Raw genomic sequence first — 26,295 nt, 5'->3', positions numbered from 1 at the left:
CCTCGATGAGCTTTGTCAGCCTGAGCCAGACATAGAACAATTATTGCCTTGGAATATCAATATCTAGGTGATGATCACCGGACGTTTACGGTATATTGTAGGTGAGGTGTTATACCTCGCTTTGGTAAAGTTAAATTACATTAGCGCGAAATAAATTCGCACCTACAAGGTGTTAAAAATTAGCAAAGACACCTAATTTAGCAAATGAGTCACCGTATACATCCTTACCGCCATAAAAATCTACACCCCAGCTTTTAACTCCCCAAGCTGCTCTAGAAAGCTTTCTATTATAAGTTATTTGTAACTCATAGCTGGTCGTATAAACATCACTTTTGTTTTTTAAACTGCTGAATGTAGTTTGCAGGCTCTCTTTTCGATTCAATTGCCAGTTCCAATTTAAGCTAACGGCCTTAGCAGCAACATAGTCGTCGTAGATATGCTCATCACCAGCCCAGTGGCCAATTACATTGCCGTTATTTCTATTTCCATCTAGATATATACCATTGGCATACCAAAGCTCTTGCCAGTTACTGTGTTCGATGCGTAAGCTGTGTTTGTCGCTGATAAATGGAAGAAATAAACCAAAGCTATATGCATTATTACGATCCCCTCCAAGGGTATCTTCTAATGCTATTTCTGCATATAGTTCATAAGGAGTATTATAGAGTGCGTTCGAATACTCAAAAGCAATAGCACCTAGTTGATCACCTAACTCAAAGTTAACGTCGTTTGTGTCATCTTCGCCAACATTATCTTTGCTTCCGGGGCTAAAAAAACCTTCAGCAAAATCTTTTAATGATACATCTCTTGGTCCCCCACCGAACTGCATGAGACGGCTTAAACTGACAGTCAGATTGTCAGTTATTGCTAAGCTAGTATGCAGGCCGAATAAGTAAGGTTTTCCGGGTTCATATTCTCGATCTTCTGCGTTTTCGACTCTTTTGTTTTTTAAGATACCTCTTTGCTCAGAGAGTTGAGTAATAAACATATCGTATCGAATATTAAAGCTAGTTATGGGGGCTACATTACTTATGGATATAGATGGAGTTGTTTCGGCTTGTGTGCTGAGTAACATTGCGCTGTTGTTAAAAGGTGAATACCAATGCTCTCTATAACCGATATCAAGTTGTGCATATTTGAAGCCTAAGTACATGATACTTTGCGTTAGTAATATTTCATCCTCGTTGGCTATACCCACTGCACTCATACCGAAGTAATCACCAAAATTAGAATAAGCACCACCTTCAACTATTAGGTTTGTTTTTGTTGTTTGGCCGCGTTGATTTGGTATGTTCCTTTCATTCGTGCCTGCTGATAAAGTTACTTTAGCAAGAGTGGTTGCGCTTGATTGTATATAAGGATTAATTTGATAAGTAAGTATGTGATAAAGCTCAGGGTAGTCATACCTTATGGTTTGTAATATTCGATAAATATCGTGAGATTTATAAGGTTTACTCATAATGTGTGTGTTTTTACTTACAGCTAAAAGTTGTTGTACTAAGTGCTCAAGTTCTGGGGCTTGATTTAAAGGTAAGTAGGGTGATACGCCACCTTTAGCAACAGCATTTGCACTGATTGCCATCCCGATAAACAGTGATATTTTTTTGAGCATAATTATTCCGTTAGCAAAAATTTGTTTAAGTAAAAACGTTAACGCGAGGTTAGCAATAAACGCCTAAGTAAGGAAGAAAAAAGCGATATATTAGTAGTTAGTAATTGATGTATATAAGTTGTAAGTGAGGTTTTATACCTCGCTTATAGAGCATGATTAAGACATTATTATCACCACAGAGAAGACAAGGAGAAGTGAAAGAGAAGATCTAATAACTTCTCAGTGTAGCGCGAAGCGCCTCTGTGTCCTCGGTGGTAAAAATGTTTTGGGCTAAATACTCATAAAGTAATTCAGACATTATTATCACCACCGAGAAGTGAAGGAGAAGATCTAATAACTTCTCAGTGTAGCGCGAAGCGCCTCTGTGCTCTCGGTGGTAGAATTGTTCTGTAGGTGAGGTTTTACATCTCATTTCTAAAGGTCTTATAAACAAAAACCCCGATGGTACTGTGTACCATCGGGGTTTTTTAATCGTTTTAGTAAACTTAAACTTTAAATTCGTCTACCGACAAGCGAAGCTCTTCAGCAAGTTTTGCTACTTCTGAACTTGAAATATTAGTTTGATTTGCGCCTTCGGCTGTTTGCTCTGCTATGGCTACAATCGACTCAAGGCGTTCGCTAATTTCTTGTGCTACTTGTTGTTGCTCAAGTGCTGCAGTCGAAATTTCTTCACTTACGTCGTGGGCTTGCGAAACTGCAAATGTAATCGAATCAAGAGCGCTACTTGCTAGGTCGGTTTGTTCAACACACGATACCGCACGTTGCTTACCTTTGCTCATTGCTGTTACGGCAGCTTCTGCGCCTGTTTGTAGCGACTCAATCATTGATTGTATCTCTTGGGTCGACTCTTGAGTTTTACTCGCTAGAGAGCGTACTTCGTCAGCTACAACAGCAAAGCCTCGGCCATATTCACCAGCTCGCGCAGCTTCAATTGCGGCATTTAGTGCAAGTAGGTTAGTTTGATCCGCTATTCCTCGTATTACATCTAATATGCTGCCAATTGATGCGCTATCTTGATGCAGTTTATTAATAACTTGTGAGGCGTCGTCTACTTCACGTGCTAGCTGTTCAATCGTGGCTTTATTGTTATTCGAAATACCTTTAACGCGTTCAGCTTCTTTATCAGCATTTTTAATTTCGCTAAGTGCCTGTTGAGCGCTGTTACTAACTGTTTGCGATGTACTGCTCATTTCGGTTGTTGCAGTTGCGGCTTGTTCAACTTGTGCTTGCTGGTTACGAATTGCTTGGCTTGATTCTGAGGTAATGGCCGATGTTTGCTCTGATGCTGCTGCAAGCTGAGTAGAGCGCGAAATAATACCTTTAATTAGGCTGCGTAGGCTGTCAATTAGTGTATTACAACTTTTAGATAGTTCGCCAAATTCGTCTTTAGCGCTGTCGTTTAAACGTTGTGTCATGTCACCACTGGCAACAATATCTAAAATACGGTTAACTTCAGCAAGAGGTTTAGTAATGCGGCTAACAGTAATAATGGCAATCACAATTGCTAAAATGGTGGCTATAACCATACCAACCCAGGTCCATAAATTAGCTGAGTCTACATCGCTGCGCACACCTTGTTGTAATTTAAACGCAACGTCACTCGCTTGATTAACTAGCTCGTCAATTTGGTTAAGTGCCATTTTGGTGGCTTGCTCTGACTGTGCAAGCTCTGATTGCGTAAGCGTAATCGAATCAATTAAACGTTTTTTGTTTGCTGCTAAGCTGTTACTGCCCTTTATGTTATTTTCTAAAATATCAACATATTCTTTTAGGCTTGAATATAAGTCGCTATGCGTTTGCTCTATTGCTGGCTTAATTAAATCAACGGTGCGTACTACCTCTTCAAGGTAATACGTTTGCTCGTTCTTAACAATATCGAGAGTGTTAAGCGTTTTAACAGTTAGCATGTCGGTGCTGTTACTAACTACCGACATAAAGTTGTTTTCTAAATTATTTGCAGCTTGATAAGCGCGAGGGTGGTTTTGTTCAAATCCGTCAATGTCGATAATGTCGAGTACAACAGAGTTAGCATCTTCTGCACTTAGTTCTATGTTTTCTAATTGTGCTTTTAATGCTTTATTTAATGCTAGTTGTTTGCCTTTATCTGCTAATAAATTTTCAACGGTGCTTAAAAAGCTTAAATAGGTTTTTTCTACGTTTTGGCTGCTTTGATTAAGTGCAGCATCGTTTTTTACTACGTCTTGAAGCTCACGGTGCAGCGTGTTGAATTGCTGTTTTTGCTCAAAGACCTGTGCTTTTATTGGTGCAAGCTCATTGGCTGATGTAGTGTAAAAGCTCGCTTGTGCGGCTTTACTCATTAAAATAAATTCGGCTTGTAGCTCAGAGCTTTTATTTAATGCTGGGAGTGATAGTTGGTTCACTTTTTGAGTGGAACGGTCAATATTTGCAATTTTTATTAAGGAATTACCACCAATTATTAATAATAATAGTGTGATAAATATAAAACCACCCCAAATACGCTGGCTTACTGTCAGGTTCATAAGATTTCCACTCAAAAAGTACTTCAATTAAGACTTATCGGCGTTTGTACCAATAAGTTAAGTAATTAAAATCAATTACTTTAATTAATTTTAACTATTAATTGATAAATCTAACAGATGTATTGTTTTTTTTCAGTTTATTTAGACGAAAGGTGGGAATTTTCTACAATTACTTTTTTAGTACTCAGCTCCATTAGGCTCATGGTGTTACCCCATACGCAGCCTGTATCTAGGGCGTGAACCCGTGAATTACCTGTTCTACCTTCAAGTGCGGCCCAGTGACCAAAAATAATATCGTGTTTAGATTTAGCTATATTGGGGTGGTTAAACCAAGGAGTGAGAGTTTCGCTGTCGGTTATTCCACCCTTTGCATTAAGCTCGAGTTTGTTATCACTTGTTAAAAAACGCATGCGGGTAAAGTAATTAACTATGTATCTAAACTTTGCAAAGTCATCAAGGGTATTCGACCACTTAGCGGGGTGAGGCTGATACATGTGTTCAAAAAACGCTTTTGCGTTACTTGATTGATAACAGCTTTGTGCAAATTGAGCTTGTTTTAGCGCATCTTCAACAGACCAATCGGGATTTAACCCCGCATGAGATATAAAGCAGTTATGTTTTATAAGCTCTAAAGCCAATGGCTGGGTTTGTAAAAAAGCGATGTAGTTAGCCAATTTAGGGCTTTCAAATATTGAGTTTAATTTATCTTTTGGATTGATAGGTTTGTTAAGAAAGTAGCAGGCAACCATGTGAAGGTCGTGATTGCCTAAAGTGATGGTCATGCTATTTTGATGTTGGTAAATATAGTCTAAGCAGGCTAGGGAGTCAGGCCCGCGAGCAACTATGTCGCCAACTAAATATAGGTGATCTTTACTTGGCTTAAAATCAACCCGTTGTAAAAGGGTGTTAAATTCACTAAAACACCCTTGTAAATCACCTATCGCATAATCTGCCATCTAAGTGCTTAATGCAAAATGTTAGGGCAAGCCAAACGAAACACATTAATAGGCGCCTGAAACTCAGAGCCAAACTCGTTGCGTAACGTGTAATGGCCTTGCATAGTGCCTACAGGTGTATCTAAAATTGCACCGCTGGTGTATTTATAGCTTTCGCCTGGGCCAATATCTGGCATTTCGCCAACAACGCCTTCGCCTTCAACTTCTACTTGTTTGCCATTTGCATCGGTAATTAACCAATAGCGGCTCAGTAATTTTGCACTGCATAAACTATGGTTTTTAATTGTTACCGAGTAAGCAAATACGTATTTTTCAAGCTCAGGTTGAGATTGGCCTTCTACGTAAAATGTTTCTACAGATACCTTTACAGGCGATCCAATGTTACTGCTTGTTGTCATAAATCCAGTTAGCTATATCAATAAATTGTTGTAAAGATAAGCGCTCAGCACGCAGCGTTATATCAATGCCAATGCTAGTTAGTTCTTCTGCGGTAAGTAAGTTACCTAAACTGTTACGTAGCGTTTTGCGGCGCTGGTTAAATGCTTCTAAACACACGGTGTTTAAAATTTTAACGCTTTTTGCTGTACGTTGCTCTGGCTTTTTAGGTATTAAACGAATAACAGCAGAGTCAACTTTTGGCGCTGGTTTAAAGCACTCAGGTGGTACTTCAACAACCGGCATTGCATTACAGTAGTATTGAGTCATTACGCTTAAGCGGCCAAATGTTTTACTACCTGGGCCTGCTACCATGCGTTTTACTACTTCTTTTTGAAGCATAAAGTGCATGTGCTCAATATGATCTGAAAATTCAAAAAGGTGAAACAATAACGGTGTCGAAATATTGTAAGGTAAGTTACCAAACACTTTTAATTTTTTGTCATCGCGAACCAAGCTTGCAAAGTCAAACGTCATTGCATCGCCTTGGTTAACGGTTAATTTAGGACCCAAAAATGGGTGTTCAATTAATCGTTGTGCTAAGTCTTTATCTAATTCAACAACCGTTAAATGGCCGCTTAAGTCGGCTACTGGCTCAGTAATTGCGCCAAGGCCTGGGCCAATTTCTACTAAGTTGTCTTCTGGTTTAGGATCAATCGCAGAGACTATTTTATCGATGATAGATTCATCAAATAAAAAGTTTTGCCCAAAACGCTTACGAGCGCGGTGTCCTAAATGTACTTTATCGGTCATTGATTTTGTGCTTTTTCTTGGGCGAGCTTAATTGCTTCGCGGATCGCTAATTCAAAACTGCCAACGTCAGCTGTACCAGTCCCTGCTAAATCGAGAGCAGTACCGTGGTCAACTGAGGTGCGGATAAATGGTAAGCCAAGGGTAATATTTACCGATTTACCAAATCCTTTGTATTTTAGCACAGGTAATCCCTGATCGTGATACATAGCAAGTACTGCATCTGCTTCAGATAGGTATTTATGTTGAAATAAGGTATCGGCCGGTAGTGGGCCAATTAAATTCATCCCTTCGCTTCTAAGTATTTCAAGCGTTGGGGTGATTGTTTCTATTTCTTCACGGCCTAAATGGCCATCTTCACCTGCATGTGGGTTTAAGCCACACACTAAAATACGTGGTTTTTCTATCCCAAACTTAGTTTGTAAATCGTGATTTAAAATACCCGCTACTTTAGTTAAGCGCTCAGGAGTAATGGCACGCGACACATACGCAAGTGGAATATGCGTGGTTACAAGTGCAACGCGTAAACCTTCAGTTGCAAGCATCATAACCACATCTGCAGTATTTGATTGCTGCGCAAAATACTCAGTGTGTCCGCTAAATGAAATGCCCGCTTTGTTAATAATGCCTTTGTGAACAGGGCCCGTAACAACAGCATCGAACGTGCCATCCATGTTTTTTTCACTTGCTATACGCAAGGTATCTAACACGTATTGGCCGTTACCGTCGTTTAGTACGCCAAGCTCTACATCCGCACCTAAATCAACTTGATGAATATACAAACTGCCTGCAGGTGCTGCTATGGCGGGGGCATTATCATCAAATTCAATTAAGTTTATTGTTAAGCCTAAATGCTTTGCACGCTCTTTTAATAGTTTGCCATCAGCAATCGCTATTAGTTGAGCGTCCCACGCTTGCTGAGCAAGCGTGAGTAGCAGATCTGGGCCAATACCGGCTGGTTCACCCGGTGTAATAGCAATTCTTAGAGTCATATTTATTGGTCTATAGGGAAAATTTCAACGTGAGCTTGCTCGCGCATTTCTTGCTGCCAGTTAAAACTTTCTTCCTTAAATTTACGGTTAAACAACATGCCATGAGCACGGTTACGTTTAGCTAGTTCAGTTTTATCAGCTACACGTTTGCCAAGTAACTGCACAATATGCCAACCAAACTGTGTTCTAAACGGTTCGCTTATTTCGTCTTGCTTAAGAGAAAGCAGAGTATCTTTAAACGCAGGTACGTAGGTAGTTGGATCTGTCCAATCGTACTCGCCGCCTTTAAGTGCAGAGCCTGGATCTTCTGAGTACTCTTTAGCAAGTTCACCAAAGTCGGCTGTTCCTGCGCGTAAGTCTTTTGCAAAGCCTGCAAGCATTGAGCGTGCTTTTTCTTCACTTAAAATAATTGAAGGTTTAATAAGTATATGGCGTGAACGTACTTCAGTTGTTTCTACAACTTGTAGACCACGAACGTCTTGTACTTTAATGATATGAAAACCAGCACCAGAGCGAAGTGGGCCAACAATAGCGCCTTTCTTTTGGCCTTTTACTGCTTCAGCAAAAAGCGATGGCATTTCGTTAATGCCCATGTAACCAAGTTGTCCACCTTCAAGTGCTTTAGAGCCGCTTGATGATGAAATAGCAATACGCTTAAACTCTTGGCCATCGTTTAATAGCTCAATAACTTTATCGGCACGTGTTTTTGCATCAGCAATTTCGTCAGCTGTCGCATCGTTAGGGATATCTATTAAAATATGACCAATGTCGTACTCTTCAGCACTTTGACCTTGGGTTTCCATAATTTTTAAAAGGTTATCAACTTCTTGTTCGCTAATATAAATACGACGATCAACGCTTGCACGTGTTACTTGCTGCGTTGTGATTTCTTTACGAATTTCTTCACGGTAAGCTTGAAAGCTTTCGCCCGAACCTTCAATAGTGCGGCGTAAGTCGGCGATTGTTCCGCCTTGCTCTTTTGCCATGTTAGCGAGAGTTTGATCGAGTTGGCTGTCTGAGATTTGTAACCCCATACGATCAGCCATTTGCATCATAAGCGCTTGATTAACTAAACGCTCTACAGCTTGTACACGAAGTGTTTCATCTTTTGGTAATTGCTGGCCTTGTTCTTGTGCTTGCTTTTTAACACGATCAATTATGGTGTCTACTTCGCTTTTTAAAATTACGCCTTGGTTTACAACGCCAATAACTTTATCTATTTCTACTGGTGCAGCCATTACACTTTGACAAAGGCTGGCACTTAAAACTGCTGATGTTAATAATTTTTTTAAATTCATATTCTTTTTACTACTCTTGCTGATAGTACTCTAGTTACTAAGAAAATACGGTCTACGATAGCCAAAAATACCTTGTTGTAATAATTTTTGTGCATCATAACGGCTTTTACTGCCAAGTCCTTTTAATACAAAATTCAAACTAATACCTGAATCAAAAGTTGCTTGTTCTTGTCCTATTGACTGATTTAAATCAGTTTCAATTTGGCGATGGCCAGTAATTTGGATAGCCCAACAGCATGATTCATACTGTAATCCGCTCAATACTTCGATACTTCTGTTGTTTTCAAGATCTCGATGATAGCTCGCAATAAATTGCCATTCGTCGCTAATAGGAATACTTGTAAATACACCTGCTTGCTCGATTGTATTTCCTGAGACATCATTTGCATAGCGATGGTTCAATTGTACTAGCTGATTATTATCACCTTTATAATCAAGCGTTACATTTGACTGTACCATTTGCTTGCCATCTGTATCATATTGAATACCTCCAGCGAGGTACCAACGGCGGTGCCAATGTAACATGGTTTGAGCTGCAAATAGTGCATTATAATTAGTGTCTGAGTTTAAGCCTTGCTCTGTTGGCTTGGCATCGTCACTTAAATAAAATATTTGGCCCGCACTAAAGTTAAACACTTCTTCTTGTTTTTTATCAAATAAGCGCGTTGTAGCACCTAAAGTAAACTGATTAGCAGCTGCTATACGGTCAACACCCGAAAAGCGCACGTCTCTAAATAAACCATAATAATCATCTTGCAGTTTGGTTGTATCAAACAAGCCAATATCTGACTGATCTTTATTAGGTGTATATAAATACTGAATTTGGGGTTCTAGTGTTTGTATACCATCTTCAAAAAAGTAAGATGCGTCACGCTCAAAATTAAGCTGAGAGTACAAACGTACTTTTGGGATAGTACGCGATACAGTATCGCTGTATTGCGTGCCGGTTAAGTTTCCGCTTTGCTTATAATTAGTTTGTAATAAGCTTACTTCAGACAAAAATGACCACGCATGCGTAGCGTAGTTGTAACGTGCTTTTGGCTCTACGTGTACACGAGTTGCGCTGTCTATGGCCACTTCTGATGAATCATTAGTAAAATGACTAATCTCGCCCGACACACTAAAGTCAAAATTATCAAAACGCCAAGGCGCTGTTTGCGTAAAATTAACTTGTGGTATTGCAGTGTATGACTCTAAGTGATCGCCGAGTACTTCAAAGTTTTGCACTTTAATATCAGTGCGCCATGTATCACCTAAATGGGTAAGTGAACCAGTACGATACAATTGAGTATCGGTTTTACTTGCGTAGTTTGAAGTTAAGTCGGTGATGTAGTTATCATCGCTCACATTGGTTACATCAACGTTTGCGCGCCAGTTTTCACCTATGTAGCTTTGCTGTTGCCAATGAAACATGTAGCGTTCATTCAAATCAGGCTCAGAATCATCACTATCTAAGTATTCAATCCCTACTAAGCCTTCGTGTTGCTCTGTTAGGTATCTAAATTCTGTTTGTAACTGCAGCCCTTTGTTAGACATATAACGAGGCGTAATTGTGGCATCAAAATTAGGTGCAATATTTAAATAATAAGGCGTAATTGTTTCAAGGCCGTATTTGTCAGAACTTGAAATAGTCGGGGTAAGTAAGCCCGATTTACGGCGTTCATCTAGGGGGAATGTAAAATAAGGTAAATATAAAACCGGAGTATCTAAAATACGCAATACGGCGTTATATGTTTCGCCCCAGCCTTCTTCGCGTGAAAGGTTTATTTCGTCAGCTTCAATTTCCCATGCTGGAGTGTCACTTGGGCAAGTAGTAAAGCTTGCATTCATGAGTAATAGGCCAGACTGATTAACAGTGAGCTTTTCAGCGCCGCCTTTACCTTGTTGTTCGGTTAGGCTGTAGTCGGCGCCTAACAAACTGACTTCTGAATTATTTAAATCGGCATTTAATCCGGTGCTGTTTACTTTACTTACGTAGTCTTGATAAGTAATTGGCCCCGTTGCATTTAATAAACCACGCTGTTTGTCTATCAACGCAGTTTGTGCGGACAAACTCATCTTAAGGGTGTTAATATCAACATTGCCGGTAAATTCAGCGCTTTGAGTGCCAAGTAGCTCAACATCATCAGCTTGGATATCAACTTCACCAAGGTTAAGGCCTTCAAGTGGTTGCCAAGCTCTGGTTTGCATTGAAATGCCACAAAGGTTGTGTGCCAGTTCAGTTTCGGCAAGCGATGGTGCGCTAACTACGCTTAGCATCAATATGCCCCAGGTTTTGCTCATTTATCGACCTTAATACTTTGTGTTTAATATAATATACACATAATAAAGGAAAATAATGGCAATTACAGTAATTGACCTATAAAAATAGATATCTAATAAAATGACACGCTTTGAGAATTTACAACAATTTATAAACACACACCTTAATGCCAAGTCGCATACTTTAAACGCGATCACGGGGGATGCTAGCTTTCGCCGTTATTATCGTTTAAATCACGATAATAAACATTTAATAGTGATGGACTCAGATCCAAAAAAAGTGAATAACGAACCTTACATTTTGCTAAACCAGGTGTTTGTTGAGCAAGGTTTTTTACTTCCCACTATTATTGCAAGTGATGAGAAACAGGGCTTTTTTATCCTCAGTGATTTAGGCAGTACGCACCTAGCTGACATGCTTGATGATGCAAATCGCACCGAGCATTACCAAGCATTAATTAGTTTAAGTGCTCAGTGGGCAAAAACGCCCACAGCTTCTGCTATGCAAGCGTATAACGAAGATTTTATAAAGCTAGAGCTTGATATATTTAGCCAGTGGTTAGTAAGCGACTTTATTAATGAGCCACTCAGTGCAGAACAAAAAATAATGTGGCAAGCAAGTTCAGAGCTATTAACAAAGGCGATGCTTGAGCAACCTACGGTTACCGTTCATCGTGATTACCATAGCCGTAATATTATGAATAGTGACGGCCAGTGGGCCATTATAGATTATCAAGATGCTGTACGCGGGCCGCTTTGCTACGATTTAGTATCGCTACTGCGCGATTGTTACTTTAAATTGCCAGAGCAAGAATTAACAAGTTTACTTGATTTTGCTTATCAAGAATTTACAGCTCAAAATTTACTGACTAACACTTCATTCGATGAGTTTAAATATTGGTTTGATTTAACCGGATTACAGCGCCACTTAAAGGCTGCGGGTATATTTTGTCGATTGTATTTACGCGATGGTAAAACAGGTTATTTAGATAATATTTTACCGACGCTTGATTACATTATTGAAGTGGCAGCAAATTACCCAGAGCTTAAAGCATTGAGTGAGTGGACAAAAAATACCATAGTGCCAAAAGTGACTGAAAAGTTGGCAAAGGAGCGCTCATGAAAGCAATGATTTTAGCTGCAGGGCGTGGGCAAAGAATGATGCCGCTTACGCAAAATATGCCAAAGCCAATGTTAAAAGTGGCAGAAAAACCACTTATTGAGCACCATATAAATAACCTTAAAGCAGCCGGCATTACCGATATTGTAATAAACCTTGCGTGGCAGGGTGATAAAATAAAAGACTACTTTAAAGATGGCAGTCAATTTGGCGTAAATATACTTTATAGCCAAGAAGTTGAAGGTGGCCTTGAAACAGCCGGCGGTATTATTGAAGCGTTACCGTTGTTGGGCGACTCGTTCATTGTAATAAATGGCGATGTATACACCGACTATGATGTAAGTGCGCTAATGCAACTTCATTTGCAACCCGGTGAGGCGCACATAGTGCTTATAGAAAACCCGCCACACAATCCTGATGGCGACTTTGCATTGAGCCATTTGTCGGCCGAGAGTCAAAAATATACCTTTTCGGGGATTGGCCGCTATCAGGCTGATTTTTTTAAAGGATTAACGCAAGGTATTCGCCCTTTAGGGCCTATTTTACGTGAAAAGCTAAATGAACATTTAGTCTCTACTGAGCTCTATATAGGGCAATGGGATGACATTGGTACACCAGAGCGTTTAAACCAATTAAACACGCGCCTTGAGGCGTAACAACTCAATTTTTAAGAAGGCAGTATTATAGATGTGGGGAAAAATTCTCGGTTTTTGTTTTGGCTTTATGTTTGGCAAAATATTTGGTGCTATTTTAGGTTTATACCTAGGTCATTTATTTGATAAAAGCTTAAAAAATAACTTTGATAAAGCAGGCGGTTTTTCTAGCTTATTTAGTGGTGACGATGTTCACGAGCGCCAAGCTTTATTCTTTTCAAGTTGCTTTGCTGTCATGGGGCACATTGCAAAATCGAATGGCCGAGTGAGCGAAATACACATAAAAGCGGCTAACTTGTTCATGGACGAAATGGGCTTAAAGGGGGAAGAGCGCCGCGAAGCACAACATGCATTTCAGTCAGGTAAAGAGGGCGACTTTTCACTTAAAGAAACCGTACACGATTTTAAAGAACGCTTTGCTAAACGAAACGATCTAATACAGTTGTTTTTAGAAATACAAATACAAATGGCGTTTTCTGACGGGGTATTAGCCGAACAAGAAAAGCAATTATTAGCAGAAGTAAGTAAACAGCTAGGCATTTCTAAAACACACTTTGCATTTGTATTAAAACGTTATCAAGCTGAGTTTAACTTTAGAAAGCAACAACAGCGCTTTAATCAGCAGCAACAAAGCCAAGGTCAAAGCAGTAGCTACCGTGAGGGTTCTGGCCATCATGTACCGCCAAATAATAATATGAATCGTGCGCAAGCATTGGCGTTATTAGGCTTAAATAGCGATGCAACGCAGCGTGATATAAAAGTAGCTTACCGTAAACTTATGTCGCAACATCATCCAGATAAATTAGTATCGCAAGGTTTACCAAAGCACATGATGGAATTGGCTGTTAAAAAGAGCCAAGATATTCAAGCCGCTTATGAGTATTTAAAAAAGTCGGCGTAAAAAACCGTCTATTTCTTTTGTTAGGCGTGCGTGTTGACCAGGTTGATCGCGCAGGCCAAACAATTGGCGTTGGCGGTAATCAAATTTTGCATTTCGCTCAACCCAGCGCTGACGATTTTTAAGGCTCATTAAAATGTCTGTGCTGTCATTTGCGTAGTAAATATCAAGCAAGGCGGGTGTAACAAGTGACGCTGTTTGGCTCAAACTTTCGTTACGCTTAGTATTAGGTAAGTAACTGCTTAAACTTATAAACGCATCTAGTCTCTCATCTGGAAAATCTGCATAGTACTCCAACAACACACCCGCACTTGTACCTTGTGCAATAACAACTATATTACTCGAATCTTCCATAGCGGTTTGATACAGCGCATTAAACCGAGAAATGAGATTTATTTTATAGTCATCAAGTATGTCGTCAGTTACTTTTTCAATTGCATTTACGTAATGAGGTTCTTCTTTTATTTTTGCAGGCTGTGATTGTGCGTTTGTTGCTGTGTCGGGTGATGCAGGTTCATCGGCTTTACTAGGCGCTGTTTCTGCTTCATTAGGCGTTGCTTTGGCCATTTTACTTGCTTGCCAATCAATGTCGGGCACTGTCATTGCGTAGGTGCTGTAGCCTAAATTATTAAGCTCTTTACGCAAGTAGCCCATACCGGAGTTATTGGTAGGTGAAGAATGCCAGTCGGGTATAAGTATTACGATACCTCTAAAATTACTACTCATATATTCGCTGTAAAGGCTTAAAAATTCTGTTTCACCCGCTAATATTGGCTTTATTTCATCACTTGGAAGTAGTCGCTCAATGTCGCTATTTTCAATGCTTGATAAACTAGGTGGGGCAATATGTTCAGCCGCGTTGGCGGGGTTAGCTAAAAGTAGCGCACAGCTGAGCTGTATGTAAAAAGCTGCTTTTAAAAACCGTGAAAATAGCATAATGCACCTAACTAATGACAATTAGTTAGGTATCGGCAAGGTTATCTAAAAGTTTAATAATTTACGAAGTATTTGCGCCGGTTAAAATTCTGGCTCAGCTTCAAAAGTAAGTACTTGCTCAGTTTTAGGGTGCTTTAATTGCAGCATTTGTGCATGTAACTGTAAGCGAGGAGCCGCAGCAAGTGCCTCTTTATGGGCGTAAAGCCTGTCACCTAAAATAGGATGACCCAGGCTTAACATATGCACACGTAGTTGATGCGAGCGACCAGTGATGGGGGTTAGCTCTACACGGGTTGCATTTTCTTCACGCTCAAGTATTTTAAAATGCGTAAGTGAAGGTTTACCTCTGTCGTGATCAACCATTTGTTTAGGGCGATTAGGCCAATCACAAATAAGGGGTAAATCTACTGATCCTGTTTCAGCTTCAAGGTGTCCGTATATACGTGCGATATAACGTTTCGCTGTTTCGCGCTCTTGAAACTGCATACTTAAATGTCTGTGCGCGGCTTTATTCATGGCAAGGCACAGTATGCCAGAAGTCGCCATATCTAAGCGGTGCACTATTCTCGCTGTTGGAAAAACACAATTAACACGATTAATTAAGCTGTCGGCATGTTTAGGATCTTTACCTGGGACAGTTAATAACTCACTTGGTTTATTAACTATCAGTAAGTCGTCATCCTGAAAAAGTATTGTTAAATACGGACTCATAGGGGGATTGTAGTTAACTAACACGGCCGACCTTAGTAATTTTGAAGGGCGCTATTTTAGTAGAGCAAGCCAACAGGCTCAAGTAAAAGTTTGGCTATATTGTTTTAGTTAGGGCGTGTTGAACGTTGGTGGTTGAATTTGCAGTAGTATGTTTGGTTTTTAGGCAAGGCAGAGCCTATGTAGTGTGGTTATTCCCCATAATTAGGCGATAACGCAGCATAAATGCCAAACATGCTCTGCCCTTTGGGTTCTTTCTAGGGGCGATTAACTCTTTGTTGCTCGATTTTTACTTAGCCCACTAGGTTACAAACCTCGCGCCGCGATTAAATCGCCCCTAGATTGAACAAATTTCAATCCACAAAGCTCAACACGCCCTAGTATATCCAAACTTAGGCTCCTTTAAAGCGCTTTTATAACTTAATTTCTTCGGGTGTTAATAATCGATATTCACCACTGGCCAAGTTTTCATCTAGGGTAATCCCCGCAATCTGCTCGCGATGTAACTCAACCACTTTGTTGTCTACCGCGTAAAGCATACGTTTAACTTGATGATACTTTCCTTCACTTATTGATAAACGCAGTCCGTAATTAGCAAGTCTCTCAGCTATAGCTGGGCGGGTTAAATCTTTTTCGTTATGCAGCATGACACCTGTACGTAATTGCTCAAGTGCTTCATCGGTAATCGGTTCTTGAGTTTCGACTAGGTAGGTTTTAAATTTATTGCTTTTAGGCGACGTAATTTTATGTGACCAATCGCCATCATTAGTAATAATAACTAACCCTGTGGTATCTATATCAAGGCGACCTGCCACGTGAAAGTCGCTCATATTTGGCTCATCAAGTAAGTCAAAAACGGTTTTATGTAGCTCATCGCTGTTAGCGCATACATAGCCAACAGGTTTATTTAGCATGTAATAGCGCTTACCTAAAAATACCAAAGGCGTACCTTGATGCAGTACTTCATCTTGCTGGGCTAGCTGAAAATTATGTGATGTGATTACTTCGCCATTAACGCTTACTTCTTTTCGCTTAATACTAGCGCGAGCTTGGGTGCGCGGTATTTCAGCTAAGTGGCTAATAAATTTATCTAAGCGGCAAGGGAATTTCATTTTGGTTCACATTTTTAGTCGGCTACAATGGGCGCGATTATAGCCGATAGTGAAATACCATGACAGTGCACAGCACACAAATTTTAAGCCTTTACCAAGCAAAAATAGACACAGGTGAACTGTGTTTTGATGCTGCGCAGCAAAATGCGGTGGAAGCTTTAAATACGCTAAACGAGCAACTTCAAGCTCACACATCATGGTGGCAAAAAGCGCCCTTAATAAAAGGCATTTATTTATATGGACCCGTAGGGCGTGGTAAATCCATGTTAATGGATTTATTTTATAAAAACCTACCTATTGAGCAAAAGCAGCGGCTGCATTTTCATCATTTTATAGCACAAGTGCATGCCCAACTTTCGCAGCTACAAGGTCAAAAAAATCCACTTATTCTAATTGCAAAACAGTGGGCTAAAAATATTCGAGTACTGTGTTTTGACGAGTTTTTTGTGAGCGACATTGGCGATGCCATGATTATGTCCAGATTGTTTAATGCGTTGTTTGAACAAGGTGTTGTGCTGGTGGCCACATCGAACGCAAAGCCAGAGCAGCTTTATTACAACGGCCTACAACGAGCGCGGTTTTTACCTACTATTGATTTAATTAATAACCATTGCTATATAATTAACGTGGCAGGGGAGGACGATCACCGCTTTAGATATGGTAAAAACAGTCGTCACTATTTTATAAATTTATCAAATCTCGATTTTAAAAATGAGTTTTTAGCTTCGTATCCGGTTGTAACATGTAGCAATACAATTACTGTGCATGGGCGTGACTTACCCTATTTATTAAGAGCCAATAATGCCTTGATGATTGATTTTATGGCGTTATGCTCTGGCCCTCGTAGTGCTAACGATTATATGTTGTTAGCAACACAATTTGATGTGTTATATGTATCGAACGTGCCGCAAATGGGTGTTAAAGCAACGGGTAAAGTTATTGTTCACGGTATAGAAGATAGCTACCAACGCGAAAAACAAACGCTTGATGAGCACACTTTTGACGACGAAGCACGGCGCTTTATTGCCTTAGTAGATGAGTTTTACGATTGCCATAAATTGCTGGTAATAAATGCGCAAACCGACATTGAACATTTGTATAAAGGTAAAAAGTTGAGCTTTGAATATGCGCGCACGCAATCACGCATAGTCGAAATGCAAAATTGGTAACGCTTTAATATATATTGTAAACGAGCTTGCTCACGCGAAAAGCGCAGCGCCTTCTCAACCTCTTTGTGAATAAATCACTTAAGATCTTATCGCACAAAGAGGAGTAAATGAGAAGACATTAAAACAACAGTAATTATGTATTTTTACTTCTCTAAAGCGCAGCGCCTTCTCAACCTCTTTGTGAATAAATCACTTAAGATCTTATTGCACAAAGAGAAGCAAAAGAGGAGTAAATGAGAAGACATAAAACAATAGTAATTATGTATTTTTACTTCTCTAAAGCGCAGCGCCTTCTCAACCTCTTTGTGAATAAATTATCTAAAAACTTATCGCACAAAGAGAAATAAAAGAGGAGTAAATGAGAAAACATAAAACAATAGTAATTATATATTTTTACTTCTCTAAAGCGCAGCGCCCTCTAAACCTCTTTGTGAACAAATCACTTAAGATCTTATTGCATATAGAAATTACGAGCTTTGCTCGTCACAGCCAGCAAGCTGTGCTTATACAAGTAAATTTAACCACGGTGTTAAACTTACCCTTCTTGGCGCACTATATTCTCAAGGGCGCGAATATTAGTAATTAAGTCCTGGCGTTGTGGGTTGGCTTGTAATGCTTTTCTAAGATGCTTTAGCGCACTCGGGTAGTCTTTAGAATCAATTGCTATTTGCGATAATCCAAGCCACGCCGATAGTTGGTAATCAGGTAGAGCTTGTGCACGAACATACATAAGTTTAGCTTGGGTAAGTTGGCTCTTACTGCGATATATACTCGCTAAACTAAGTAGGGCATCACCTAAATTCGGGTTTATTTTAAGTGCATTATTTAAGCTTTTAAGAGCACGTTTAGTATTACCTTGTTGCATAGCAATTTGTGCGCTGTATACAGAAAACTGCGCTTGTTCATCACGGGGTAGCTGCTTAGTTAATCTTTTTGCGCTGCCTATTAGCTCTTTAGCTAAATCCCATTTTTGTTGAGATACAAGCCAGCCTAAAGTTTGCATCGTGGTATTAATAACCTCAACTTGCTGCTGTTTAGTGGCGTGTTTTAAACCTTGCTTTAATAAACTCACTGCGCGTTCAGTGCTGCCTTCAGTTAAATGCAGCTGGGCTGCTAAAAGCTGGTTACTGGCATCTTTAGTGTTGAGTTTTAGGGCTACTTCAATAGCAGCAAGCGCCTGCTTTTTTTGATCAAGCTGTAATGCTATTTGTGCACGTTGCAGCCAAAGTTCAGCTTTATCAGGGCTTTTATTAAGTAATTCTTTTAGTAATGCACTTGCCTGACTTAAATTACCCGATTCAATTAACGCAAACAATAGACCTTGTTGATATTGGCTTGTTTTTGGCGCTAGCATTAGCGCTTGGCGGTAGGCCGCTACTGCGCTCCAAGGTTGGCTGTGCTGCACGTGTATATAAGCAAGTTGCGCATAACTTTGTGCGTCAGCTTGGCCAAGTTCAATACTGTGAACTAGGTGTGTTTGTGCTTTGTCATACTTTGCTTGTTGCATGTATAAAAGGCTCAAACCTTGGTGTGCTTTTACTAAATCAGGTGAGGCTTTTAAACACGCTAAGTAAGCTAGTTCAGCGTTATTAAAGTCTTTTGTTGAAAGCAGTACTTGTGCACGTAATAAGTTTAAAGCAGTGCTATCTTGGCTTATATCACGGCCTTTAAATAGCGCCGCAACTTCACTGTAATTACCTGCTTGTAAGAGTGGTTGCACTTGGCGAGCAAAACCGCGCTCGGTCGGCTCAATAAGAACCTCTGTAGGGCCTAGTAATTTGTTATTTATAGCCAACTGCCATGTTGGATCGCTAGGTGATAAGGTTACTTTTAGTGGCGCACTTTTTAATGGCGTACTAGCAGCGCTTGCATGCACGCTACTTACACCTAATAAAGGGAGTGAGCACATTAAAGTAGTGATAACTGCGCGAGTTAATGGTTTTAGCGTTTTAAATATATTCATATTTTTCATTTTAATAGGCTTAAGGTTTAAATTCGATTGGCCAAATAAAGCGAGCGCGTACGGTTTCACCTTCTTTTTTAGGTGCACTAAAGCGGCTTTGTTTAATAATTTTGTCGATAGCTGGTTTAAGTTCAGGGTATGGGTTTTGTACTACCTCAATTAAACTTAACTTGCCACTTTCATCAATAAATACATCGAGTTTCACAGTAAATACATCAACACCTCGGCGGGTTAAGCTTTTTGGTAAAACGGCCTTGACGGGAGTAAGTAAAGTTGGGAGACCATCGAGTTGATTTAAGCTAAATGCATCCCAATTTACACTCATTGATTGCCATTGTGGCGCGCTTACTTTTACGTTGGGTGTATCGGGTTTTACAATACTTAAATCACTCTTTATCTTAATTTTTACGGCTTGAATTGACGCGCCTGCACCTTCTACCGCTAAGCTTTGCATTGGCTCACTTGTTTGCTGTTGTGATATTGATGGAGGAGGGGGAGGTGGCAGTGCCACCATGGCAATCTCACGTACAACCACTTTGTCTTGCATATGATGTTCTGCAAGTTGCCCAAGCCATAAAAGCAGTAATGCAGCACTAAGTACAATGAGGCTAAGGCCAAATGCAAACAGCGGATGGCGATTGTTTTTTGTTTTTTGAAGCGGGTTAATCGTCTGCATATTATTGTTTCGTAGCTAAGTTAACTTGCGCTGCGCCTGCCAGCTTTGCTTCGTCAATTACTTGAACAAGTAACTCAGTAGGTACTGTTTTATCAGCTTGAATAACCACAGGGCGTTGTTGCTGTTTTAACATTTGCTCGACACTACTACGTACACCCGCAACACCAATTTGGCTGCCATCAAAAAATACTTGTTGGTTGTCGGTTATTGCTAAAAATATAACTTGTTGCTCAAGACGACTGGCCGATACGGCTTGTGGTTTATCAACCTCAACGCCGCTTTCGCGTACAAATACGGTTGTAACAATAAAAAATATTAGCAATATAAATACCACATCAAGTAGCGGCGACATATCAATATGTTGCCCCGCTTCTTGCTCTAGCTTGTGCTTTAATCGTGATTGCATAGTGTTACCCTAACTGCTTACTTAACGTATGTAATTTAGGATTACGCTGCGAATACGCTAAGTAAGCTTGCATTAACCACGCAGGAATAGCGCACACAAGGCCCAATTGAGTTGTTAGCAATGCATCACCAATGGCGTCACTCATTAACTCGTTATGGCCCAGCGCCATTACTTTAAATGTATCAAGCAAACCAACAATGGTGCCTAATAAACCAAGTAGCGGAAGCGCTGCAGTTAAAATAGAGCTAACTTCTTGCCAATAACCTTTGCGCTGCGCTTGGTATTGTTTAAGGTGCAGTAAGTCATGAAAAATCAGCTGGTATACAAATAAAGCGAGTAAAAGAATACACCAGCAAATAGGGTTACTAACGATTTTCTCAAACATTGGTTTCTCCTTTCTCTAGTTGACTTAGCTGTAATGCAAAGCCTTCTAGTTGGCTGTAATACGCTTTTGCTTTACGCGATAACAGTGCATTTAAAACGAGTGCAGGTATAGCAACAACTAAACCTAACTCGGTAGTTATAAGTGCTTGTGCAATACCGCCCGATACAACTTCTGGGTCGCCTGAGCCAAACAAGGTCATCATTTTAAATGTTTCGATCATGCCGCTAACAGTGCCTAATAACCCAAGTAGTGGGGCTACTGCTGCAGTAACGGCAATAGCGCCAATAAAGTTATCGAGTTTATGCTTATCATGAATTAACTGATTAAATAATTGATCGTCTCGTACTTGGCCTTTTTCGCTCTGCAGCGTTAAGTTAAATAGCTGCTGCTGCATACCTGCAAATTCACTGCTATTTTCAGCTTTAAAAAGTTGCTGTAATTGCATTTGAGAGTGCATTTTAATTTTACTTAAACGCAGTAGCTGGGCGGCTTTTAATAGCGCAATGGTAAGTGCAAAGCAGGCAAATAAAATAATAGGGATAGCCCATAAACCGCCTTTTTCTAGGTGTTCAAGCGGACTTTCTTGTTGGGCTTGGCTAGTTACTAAGTGCGTTAAACTAGGATCAAAAGTAAGTAATGTAGAGCCTACACCGTTTTGCTTTAAAGTATTATCGAGTGGGTTGTCGTCACTTGTTGATTGTACTAACGCTACTTTTAATGCATTAGACTCATCATCTAAATTTAATAAACCCATAAGTTTAGGTGTTTGCGTACTAAACCATGCAACAGGCCCGACTTGAAGGGTATTAGCTTGGCTTAATTCGCCATTACTTAGCACAACCGATTGTTTTTTTAACTGTGGATAAAGTGCTTGCTCTTGATTATTAATTAGCGATACAACACGGCTTAATAACTCGTTTTGGCTATTAGCCGACTCGTTACTGCTAGCACTATTGCTGGTGTTTTGGCGTACAAAACGGCTAAGTAAGTTTAATTGATATTGCTGCTGCTGTTGCCAAGTGTCTAATCGGGTTTGTAACTGATCAAGACTTAATGTGTTTTCGTCAGCTAGGCGGCGATTAACGGCTGCTTGTTCGCGTAATTTACTGAGCGATTGCTGCTTGGTAAAAATTTGCTTTGCAAGGGTCGCTTGCTCTTTTGAAATACTATTTTGAGTTTTATTTAGAGTATGTTGCGCTGTTTTAATATCATTTAAAATACTTTGTTTAGTATCATCACTGCTAGCTGCAAAAGATATGTTTGCACTAAAAAGTAAAACTGTGGCGCTAAATACTTTAATTATGCTGTTAGTAGCCATTATTTAGCCCCTTGCTGGTTTTTATTTACATAACTTAATATTGGGAGTGTTACCCAATCAGCAGCGCGCTTTTTTTGCTGTACAGCAATACCCAGTGCAACTTGTTCTGCATTAATGCTTGAATCAAATTCCCACTGCCAACCTAAATCACTTGGAAAACCAATACCTACATAACTTAAGTCTTCGCTTACAAACCATGCTTGAGCTGCACCTAAATAAAGCTGCTTAACCCATACTTCTTGCCCGTCAGGGTGTTTAATAGCCATTTCGTGAATAGAAATACGTTGTTGAAAATCATTAAGTAGAGTCAGCATTTTTAGTGCTGTTTGTAATTTGTCAGTTGTACTGAGTTTTGAATCGCTTAAATCACCGGCGTTTTTCCAACTACTCAAAAGTGGCGGGGGGAGTTGCACTTGTAATGAAAGTAATTGCCCAGAAATACGTGCTAGTTGATCATTTAATTGCTGTTGATCATTTTCAAGCTCTGATTGCTGAGTTACAAGCTGTTCGCGTTTTTGGGCAAGCTCACTGGTGCTTTTTTTTCTACGCTGATTAAGCTCGCTAAGTTGCTGCTGCTCGGCATTAAGAAGCGTTAAGGTTTGCTCCATACTGCTTTTTTGTTCAAGCCAATGAGTATTTAATTCTGTGTTTTGATTTTCTATTTGTAGCCATTTATTAACGAGTTGTTCTAGCTCACTAACAGTGTCGGCTTTTACTGCCATAGTGCTACAAAGCGCGATAACTACGCTAATTGGTTTAATTAAGCTTCGCATTACTTAACAACAATCCTGAAAGTTACGACAAGCAATTACAAGGACGTAATTACTGTTAATTTTTAAGTGTGTATACAATATAGGAATTCACATAACAATGCAATTGATAACAGTTATCGTTTACATTGCTTTGTTTGAGTGGTAGGATTTCGCCGAAATTAAATATGTACCTTAAATTAACAATAGTTAAGTGCTTAATAAAAACTACGGAGTAACCATGAGTAAGCCATCGAATAAAGGAAATGCGTACGTGAAGCCAATTGCAGCGGTTGTTACAGCTACGCTTTCAACTTGGGCAAGTGCACAGGATGTTCAAGAACTATCGGTAACCAAAGCAGAAACTAAAACTGAGTCTAGTTATGTTGTAGAAAAATCAACGTCGCATAAATACACTCAACCGCTACTCGATACAGCTAAAACGGTAACAGTAATCAACCAAGCGGTAATGAAAGACAGAAACGTAGATAGCCTACGTGATGCTTTGCGTAATGTTTCAGGTATTTCTTTAGCAGCAGGTGAGGGTGGCTCACCTACTGGCGATAGCATGTCGATTCGTGGTTTTAGTGCTACAAATGATATTTTTGTAGATGGTATTCGTGATGTTGCAGGTTACACACGCGATATTTACAACATTGAAGCCGTTGAAGTTGCAAAAGGCCCAGGTTCAGCTGTTTCTGGTCGTGGCGCAACAGGTGGCAGTGTTAATTTAGAAAGTAAAAAGGCGAAGTTAGACAACTTTAACGACGTTTCGCTACGTTTAGGCACTGAAAATGATTACCGTGGTCGTTTTGATACTAACATTCAAGTAAACGACACAAGCGCACTACGTATAAACCTTCTTACTGATAAAGGTGATGTTGCAGGTCGTGATCATGTTGAGAATGAAACAAATGCTGTTGCGTTTGCATTTGCAACAGGGCTTGGTACAAACAGCCGTTTTGATTTAAATCTAGAGTATCAACGCCAAGACAATTTACCAGATTATGGTATTCCTTGGGTTTACAGTGATACGCCAGTAGCTGAACTTGCAGATAGCGCGCGCTCACCTTCTCCTGTCGATTTTGATAACTTTTACGGTAATATTTATCGTGATTACGAAGATATTGAAGCTTACTCAACAACAGCTCGTTATGAGTATGATTTTTCTCAAAATACTACATTACGTGTGCAAGGTCGTTTAGGTAAAGTTAAGCGTGAGTCAGTAACAACTGCACCGCGCTATTTCTCGGTTACAACAGACACTGACATTACCTTTGCAGATGAAAAAACACGTGATACTGAAAATTCACTTGCTGCACTTCAAGTTGATTTAATTGGTAACTATGAATTTGCTGGCTTTACTCACGACGTAGTAGTGGGTGTTGAACTTGCAAACGAAACGTTTACACGCCATAACTTTGTTGCAACTACGCCTGATAACCTAATTGAAGATGGAATACGTAACGACTTATACAACCCTGATGCAACAATTGCATTTACGGGTGTGTACGGCCGTGATGGTACAAGCATTGAAGCTAAAGCTAAAAACCAAGCTATTTATGCATTTGATACAGTGACACTTAACAAGCAATGGGAAGTTACAGGTGGAATTCGCTTTGATAGCTTCACTACGGATTATCACAACGATTACAATGACCCAAGCGCTTTAATTTCTACAAGTGACGATTTATTTAGCTGGAATGCCGCTGTAGTTTATAAACCTACAGAAAATGGCAGTGTATATTTAGGCGCAGGTAATTCATTTAACCCATCGGCTGAAAGCCTAACGGTATCTACGCGTTCAAATGCAGCTGATTTAGACGCAGAAGAAAGCCGCAGTTATGAATTAGGAACTAAATGGAGCCTAATGGATGGCCGCCTGCAAACTAATGCTGCACTTTTCCGTACTGAAAAAACCAATGCCCGTACTGATGACCCATTTGCAGATAGCTCAAGTGACGAAATACTCGGTGGTGAGCAGCGCGTTCAAGGTTTAGAGCTTTCAGCAACGGGCCTAATTACTAAAGAGTGGACTGTAATTGCTTCATACACTTATCAAGATAGCGAAGTAACTGAAGCATTAGGCGACGACGCAACTCAAATCGGTAACGAGCTTGCACGTACGCCTAAAAATAGCGCGAGTGTTTGGACTACGTACGATATGTCAGATAAGTTATCGTTTGGTTTAGGTGCGCAGTATGTAGGTGAGAGTTACAACGGCACTACGTCAACACGCTCTCGTGCGCCAGGTTATACTATTTTTGACATGATGGTTGCGTATGACATATCAAAAGATTTGAGCCTGCAGCTTAATGGTGAAAACCTAGGTGATAAAGATTACGTTGATCAGTTAGGGGGTGGACACTTTGTACCAGGTGATGGTCGTAAGTTTAGTTTAACAGCGAGCTACTCTTTTTAATTTTAAAACAAATTAAAAAATAAAAGTAAGCATAAGGGCAGGCCTATTACCTGCCCTTAATTATTTGATGAAAATGTGAGAGGGCGCACATGATAGTTAAAATTCCAGAGCTATTAACGAAAGAAGAAGTGGCGTATTGCCATGAGGTTTTGCTTAAAGCGCAGTGGGCCGATGGCAGTATTACCGCAGGTCATCAATCAACCAAAGCAAAAAATAACTTACAGCTACCTGAAAATAGTCCTGAATGCCAAGAGCTTGGCGATATTATTATGGCAGCACTTGCGCGTAGTAATTTGTTTATGTCGGCAGCGCTTCCTGCAAAAATTTTTCCTCCGTTATTTAATTGTTACCAAGGCGGGCAATCGTTTGGTGTGCATGTAGATAATGCAATTAGACAAGTGCCGGGTACGCCAGTAAAAATTCGTACAGATGTATCAATGACGTTATTTATTAATGACCCTGAAGACTATGAGGGCGGTGAACTTGTTATTGAAGACACTTATGGCTCACACAGTGTAAAGCTGCCCGCAGGCAGTATGGTGTTATACCCTTCAACGAGTTTACATCGTGTAATGCCTGTAACGAGTGGGCGCAGATTAGCCTCATTTTTTTGGCTGCAAAGCATGGTAAACAGCGACGAAAAACGTGGTTTATTATTTGATTTAGATATGTCGATTCAAAGTTTGCGCAGCAAAGTAGAAGATAGCCCAGAGATTATTCAATTAACAGGGGTTTATCATAACCTGCTAAGACAGTGGGCGCAGACATAACGAAAATACTCGTTATTAAATATTGGATATTAGATATAAGTAATTAAAAGCTGCGCTTTTCGCGTGAGCAAGCTCTACGCCCACAGCCAAAACTTAACGCTGAGGTTAAATTACTTGTAGATACCATCTCTCATTTTAAGCTTCAAGGTCGTATTTAACTTTCTTGGAGCTTAAACGCTTCTTGGTTTTTTATTACACCAAAAC

Annotated in this window: 23 protein-coding genes; 6 read left to right on the top strand and 17 right to left on the bottom strand. The window is 39.9% G+C overall.

The annotated features are described in order from the left end of the window. Positions 1–172: 172 nt before the first annotated feature. The 8 genes from GQR47_RS18850 to lptD form a co-directional block, all read right to left on the bottom strand. Complete coding sequence (locus tag GQR47_RS18850; RefSeq protein WP_024596720.1) at positions 173–1,612, bottom strand: capsule assembly Wzi family protein; 1,440 nt, start codon at positions 1,610–1,612, stop codon at positions 173–175. 485 nt (positions 1,613–2,097) lie between these two features. Then, on the bottom strand, positions 2,098–4,113 hold the full coding sequence (locus GQR47_RS18845) for a methyl-accepting chemotaxis protein (protein ID WP_165724339.1): 2,016 nt from the start codon (positions 4,111–4,113) through the stop codon (positions 2,098–2,100). A gap of 137 nt (positions 4,114–4,250) precedes the next feature. Next, positions 4,251–5,069: a symmetrical bis(5'-nucleosyl)-tetraphosphatase gene (locus GQR47_RS18840; protein ID WP_024596718.1), complete on the bottom strand. Its 819-nt coding sequence runs from the start codon at positions 5,067–5,069 to the stop codon at positions 4,251–4,253. Between the two features lie 8 nt (positions 5,070–5,077). Next, positions 5,078–5,467, bottom strand: a complete 390-nt coding sequence (gene apaG, locus GQR47_RS18835; RefSeq protein WP_002960839.1) for a Co2+/Mg2+ efflux protein ApaG — start codon at positions 5,465–5,467, stop codon at positions 5,078–5,080. Beyond that, a complete protein-coding gene (rsmA, locus tag GQR47_RS18830) occupies positions 5,451–6,257 on the bottom strand; it encodes a 16S rRNA (adenine(1518)-N(6)/adenine(1519)-N(6))-dimethyltransferase RsmA (RefSeq protein ID WP_002960838.1) in 807 nt (268 codons plus the stop codon). The genes apaG and rsmA overlap by 17 nt, the downstream gene beginning before the upstream one ends. Next, complete coding sequence (gene pdxA / locus GQR47_RS18825) at positions 6,254–7,246, bottom strand: 4-hydroxythreonine-4-phosphate dehydrogenase PdxA (protein WP_024589800.1); 993 nt, start codon at positions 7,244–7,246, stop codon at positions 6,254–6,256. The genes rsmA and pdxA overlap by 4 nt, the downstream gene beginning before the upstream one ends. A gap of 2 nt (positions 7,247–7,248) precedes the next feature. Then, positions 7,249–8,544 carry a peptidylprolyl isomerase SurA gene (gene surA, locus GQR47_RS18820; RefSeq protein ID WP_165724337.1) on the bottom strand — a complete coding sequence of 432 codons (1,296 nt, stop codon included), beginning with the start codon at positions 8,542–8,544 and terminating at the stop codon, positions 7,249–7,251. Positions 8,545–8,574: 30 nt separating this feature from the next. After that, positions 8,575–10,827 carry an LPS assembly protein LptD gene (gene lptD / locus GQR47_RS18815; RefSeq protein WP_154904258.1) on the bottom strand — a complete coding sequence of 751 codons (2,253 nt, stop codon included), beginning with the start codon at positions 10,825–10,827 and terminating at the stop codon, positions 8,575–8,577. A gap of 100 nt (positions 10,828–10,927) precedes the next feature. Between lptD and GQR47_RS18810 the strand changes: the two genes are divergently transcribed. Genes GQR47_RS18810 through djlA form a run of 3 tightly spaced genes read left to right on the top strand, consistent with a single transcriptional unit; the run spans position 10,928 to position 13,480 of the window. Further along, a complete protein-coding gene (locus tag GQR47_RS18810) occupies positions 10,928–11,929 on the top strand; it encodes a phosphotransferase (protein WP_154904259.1) in 1,002 nt (333 codons plus the stop codon). Beyond that, entirely contained in the window at positions 11,926–12,582 is a 657-nt protein-coding gene (gene murU, locus GQR47_RS18805) for an N-acetylmuramate alpha-1-phosphate uridylyltransferase MurU (protein ID WP_039485522.1), read from the top strand. The genes GQR47_RS18810 and murU overlap by 4 nt, the downstream gene beginning before the upstream one ends. 31 nt (positions 12,583–12,613) lie before the next feature. After that, positions 12,614–13,480, top strand: a complete 867-nt coding sequence (gene djlA, locus GQR47_RS18800; protein ID WP_165724335.1) for a co-chaperone DjlA — start codon at positions 12,614–12,616, stop codon at positions 13,478–13,480. Here djlA and GQR47_RS18795 read toward each other — a convergent pair. From GQR47_RS18795 to rsuA, 3 genes are all read right to left on the bottom strand, one after another. After that, entirely contained in the window at positions 13,463–14,413 is a 951-nt protein-coding gene (locus tag GQR47_RS18795) for a DUF3530 family protein (protein ID WP_165724333.1), read from the bottom strand. The two genes, djlA and GQR47_RS18795, sit on opposite strands and share 18 nt — an antisense overlap. 81 nt (positions 14,414–14,494) lie before the next feature. Further along, positions 14,495–15,148 carry a bifunctional tRNA pseudouridine(32) synthase/23S rRNA pseudouridine(746) synthase RluA gene (gene rluA, locus GQR47_RS18790; RefSeq protein ID WP_165724331.1) on the bottom strand — a complete coding sequence of 218 codons (654 nt, stop codon included), beginning with the start codon at positions 15,146–15,148 and terminating at the stop codon, positions 14,495–14,497. Positions 15,149–15,534: 386 nt separating this feature from the next. After that, positions 15,535–16,233 (bottom strand): 16S rRNA pseudouridine(516) synthase RsuA, encoded by a 699-nt coding sequence (gene rsuA, locus GQR47_RS18785; RefSeq protein WP_138488517.1) that lies wholly within the window; start codon positions 16,231–16,233, stop codon positions 15,535–15,537. A gap of 59 nt (positions 16,234–16,292) precedes the next feature. On the opposite strand from rsuA, the gene zapE reads away from it, so the two are divergent. Beyond that, on the top strand, positions 16,293–17,402 hold the full coding sequence (gene zapE / locus GQR47_RS18780; protein WP_165724329.1) for a cell division protein ZapE: 1,110 nt from the start codon (positions 16,293–16,295) through the stop codon (positions 17,400–17,402). A gap of 535 nt (positions 17,403–17,937) precedes the next feature. On the opposite strand, the gene GQR47_RS18775 is transcribed toward zapE, so the two are convergent. Genes GQR47_RS18775 through GQR47_RS18750 form a run of 6 tightly spaced genes read right to left on the bottom strand, consistent with a single transcriptional unit; the run spans position 17,938 to position 22,923 of the window. Further along, complete coding sequence (locus GQR47_RS18775; RefSeq protein ID WP_165724327.1) at positions 17,938–19,365, bottom strand: tetratricopeptide repeat protein; 1,428 nt, start codon at positions 19,363–19,365, stop codon at positions 17,938–17,940. A 19-nt stretch (positions 19,366–19,384) separates the two neighbouring features. Further along, positions 19,385–20,041 carry an energy transducer TonB gene (locus GQR47_RS18770; protein ID WP_024606384.1) on the bottom strand — a complete coding sequence of 219 codons (657 nt, stop codon included), beginning with the start codon at positions 20,039–20,041 and terminating at the stop codon, positions 19,385–19,387. 1 nt (position 20,042) lies between these two features. Next, complete coding sequence (locus GQR47_RS18765) at positions 20,043–20,447, bottom strand: biopolymer transporter ExbD (protein ID WP_036981164.1); 405 nt, start codon at positions 20,445–20,447, stop codon at positions 20,043–20,045. A 4-nt stretch (positions 20,448–20,451) separates the two neighbouring features. Then, positions 20,452–20,832 (bottom strand): MotA/TolQ/ExbB proton channel family protein, encoded by a 381-nt coding sequence (locus GQR47_RS18760; protein WP_002960812.1) that lies wholly within the window; start codon positions 20,830–20,832, stop codon positions 20,452–20,454. Next, complete coding sequence (locus GQR47_RS18755) at positions 20,825–22,150, bottom strand: MotA/TolQ/ExbB proton channel family protein (protein ID WP_165724326.1); 1,326 nt, start codon at positions 22,148–22,150, stop codon at positions 20,825–20,827. The genes GQR47_RS18760 and GQR47_RS18755 overlap by 8 nt, the downstream gene beginning before the upstream one ends. Beyond that, entirely contained in the window at positions 22,150–22,923 is a 774-nt protein-coding gene (locus GQR47_RS18750) for a DUF3450 family protein (RefSeq protein WP_024596704.1), read from the bottom strand. The genes GQR47_RS18755 and GQR47_RS18750 overlap by 1 nt, the downstream gene beginning before the upstream one ends. 217 nt (positions 22,924–23,140) lie before the next feature. On the opposite strand from GQR47_RS18750, the gene GQR47_RS18745 reads away from it, so the two are divergent. Together GQR47_RS18745 and GQR47_RS18740 are read left to right on the top strand one after the other, a co-directional pair. After that, a complete protein-coding gene (locus GQR47_RS18745) occupies positions 23,141–25,321 on the top strand; it encodes a TonB-dependent siderophore receptor (protein ID WP_165724324.1) in 2,181 nt (726 codons plus the stop codon). An 89-nt stretch (positions 25,322–25,410) separates the two neighbouring features. After that, positions 25,411–26,091 carry a Fe2+-dependent dioxygenase gene (locus GQR47_RS18740; protein WP_002960803.1) on the top strand — a complete coding sequence of 227 codons (681 nt, stop codon included), beginning with the start codon at positions 25,411–25,413 and terminating at the stop codon, positions 26,089–26,091. Positions 26,092–26,295 lie beyond the last annotated feature (204 nt).

This window comes from Pseudoalteromonas sp. Z1A2 (assembly GCF_011378755.1).
GTDB lineage: Bacteria > Pseudomonadota > Gammaproteobacteria > Enterobacterales > Alteromonadaceae > Pseudoalteromonas > Pseudoalteromonas distincta.
The sequence above is the reverse complement of the archived record's forward strand: the minus strand, read 5'-3'. Positions and strand labels throughout refer to the sequence as shown.

Bases quoted from the DNA above. Each gene is read 5' to 3' on its own strand.
- pdxA (WP_024589800.1), bottom strand. From the start codon at position 7,246: ATGACTCTAAGAATTGCTATTACACCGGGTGAACCAGCCGGTATTGGC.
- GQR47_RS18765 (WP_036981164.1), bottom strand. From the start codon at position 20,447: ATGCAATCACGATTAAAGCACAAGCTAGAGCAAGAAGCGGGGCAACAT.
- GQR47_RS18850 (WP_024596720.1), bottom strand. From the start codon at position 1,612: ATGCTCAAAAAAATATCACTGTTTATCGGGATGGCAATCAGTGCAAAT.
- GQR47_RS18845 (WP_165724339.1), bottom strand. From the start codon at position 4,113: ATGAACCTGACAGTAAGCCAGCGTATTTGGGGTGGTTTTATATTTATC.
- GQR47_RS18770 (WP_024606384.1), bottom strand. From the start codon at position 20,041: ATGCAGACGATTAACCCGCTTCAAAAAACAAAAAACAATCGCCATCCG.
- GQR47_RS18760 (WP_002960812.1), bottom strand. From the start codon at position 20,832: ATGTTTGAGAAAATCGTTAGTAACCCTATTTGCTGGTGTATTCTTTTA.
- GQR47_RS18750 (WP_024596704.1), bottom strand. From the start codon at position 22,923: ATGCGAAGCTTAATTAAACCAATTAGCGTAGTTATCGCGCTTTGTAGC.
- GQR47_RS18775 (WP_165724327.1), bottom strand. From the start codon at position 19,365: ATGAATATATTTAAAACGCTAAAACCATTAACTCGCGCAGTTATCACT.
- zapE (WP_165724329.1), top strand. From the start codon at position 16,293: ATGACAGTGCACAGCACACAAATTTTAAGCCTTTACCAAGCAAAAATA.
- djlA (WP_165724335.1), top strand. From the start codon at position 12,614: ATGTGGGGAAAAATTCTCGGTTTTTGTTTTGGCTTTATGTTTGGCAAA.
- GQR47_RS18810 (WP_154904259.1), top strand. From the start codon at position 10,928: ATGACACGCTTTGAGAATTTACAACAATTTATAAACACACACCTTAAT.
- surA (WP_165724337.1), bottom strand. From the start codon at position 8,544: ATGAATTTAAAAAAATTATTAACATCAGCAGTTTTAAGTGCCAGCCTT.
- lptD (WP_154904258.1), bottom strand. From the start codon at position 10,827: ATGAGCAAAACCTGGGGCATATTGATGCTAAGCGTAGTTAGCGCACCA.
- murU (WP_039485522.1), top strand. From the start codon at position 11,926: ATGAAAGCAATGATTTTAGCTGCAGGGCGTGGGCAAAGAATGATGCCG.
- GQR47_RS18745 (WP_165724324.1), top strand. From the start codon at position 23,141: ATGAGTAAGCCATCGAATAAAGGAAATGCGTACGTGAAGCCAATTGCA.
- GQR47_RS18840 (WP_024596718.1), bottom strand. From the start codon at position 5,069: ATGGCAGATTATGCGATAGGTGATTTACAAGGGTGTTTTAGTGAATTT.
- GQR47_RS18755 (WP_165724326.1), bottom strand. From the start codon at position 22,150: ATGGCTACTAACAGCATAATTAAAGTATTTAGCGCCACAGTTTTACTT.
- rsmA (WP_002960838.1), bottom strand. From the start codon at position 6,257: ATGACCGATAAAGTACATTTAGGACACCGCGCTCGTAAGCGTTTTGGG.
- GQR47_RS18795 (WP_165724333.1), bottom strand. From the start codon at position 14,413: ATGCTATTTTCACGGTTTTTAAAAGCAGCTTTTTACATACAGCTCAGC.
- rsuA (WP_138488517.1), bottom strand. From the start codon at position 16,233: ATGAAATTCCCTTGCCGCTTAGATAAATTTATTAGCCACTTAGCTGAA.
- apaG (WP_002960839.1), bottom strand. From the start codon at position 5,467: ATGACAACAAGCAGTAACATTGGATCGCCTGTAAAGGTATCTGTAGAA.
- GQR47_RS18740 (WP_002960803.1), top strand. From the start codon at position 25,411: ATGATAGTTAAAATTCCAGAGCTATTAACGAAAGAAGAAGTGGCGTAT.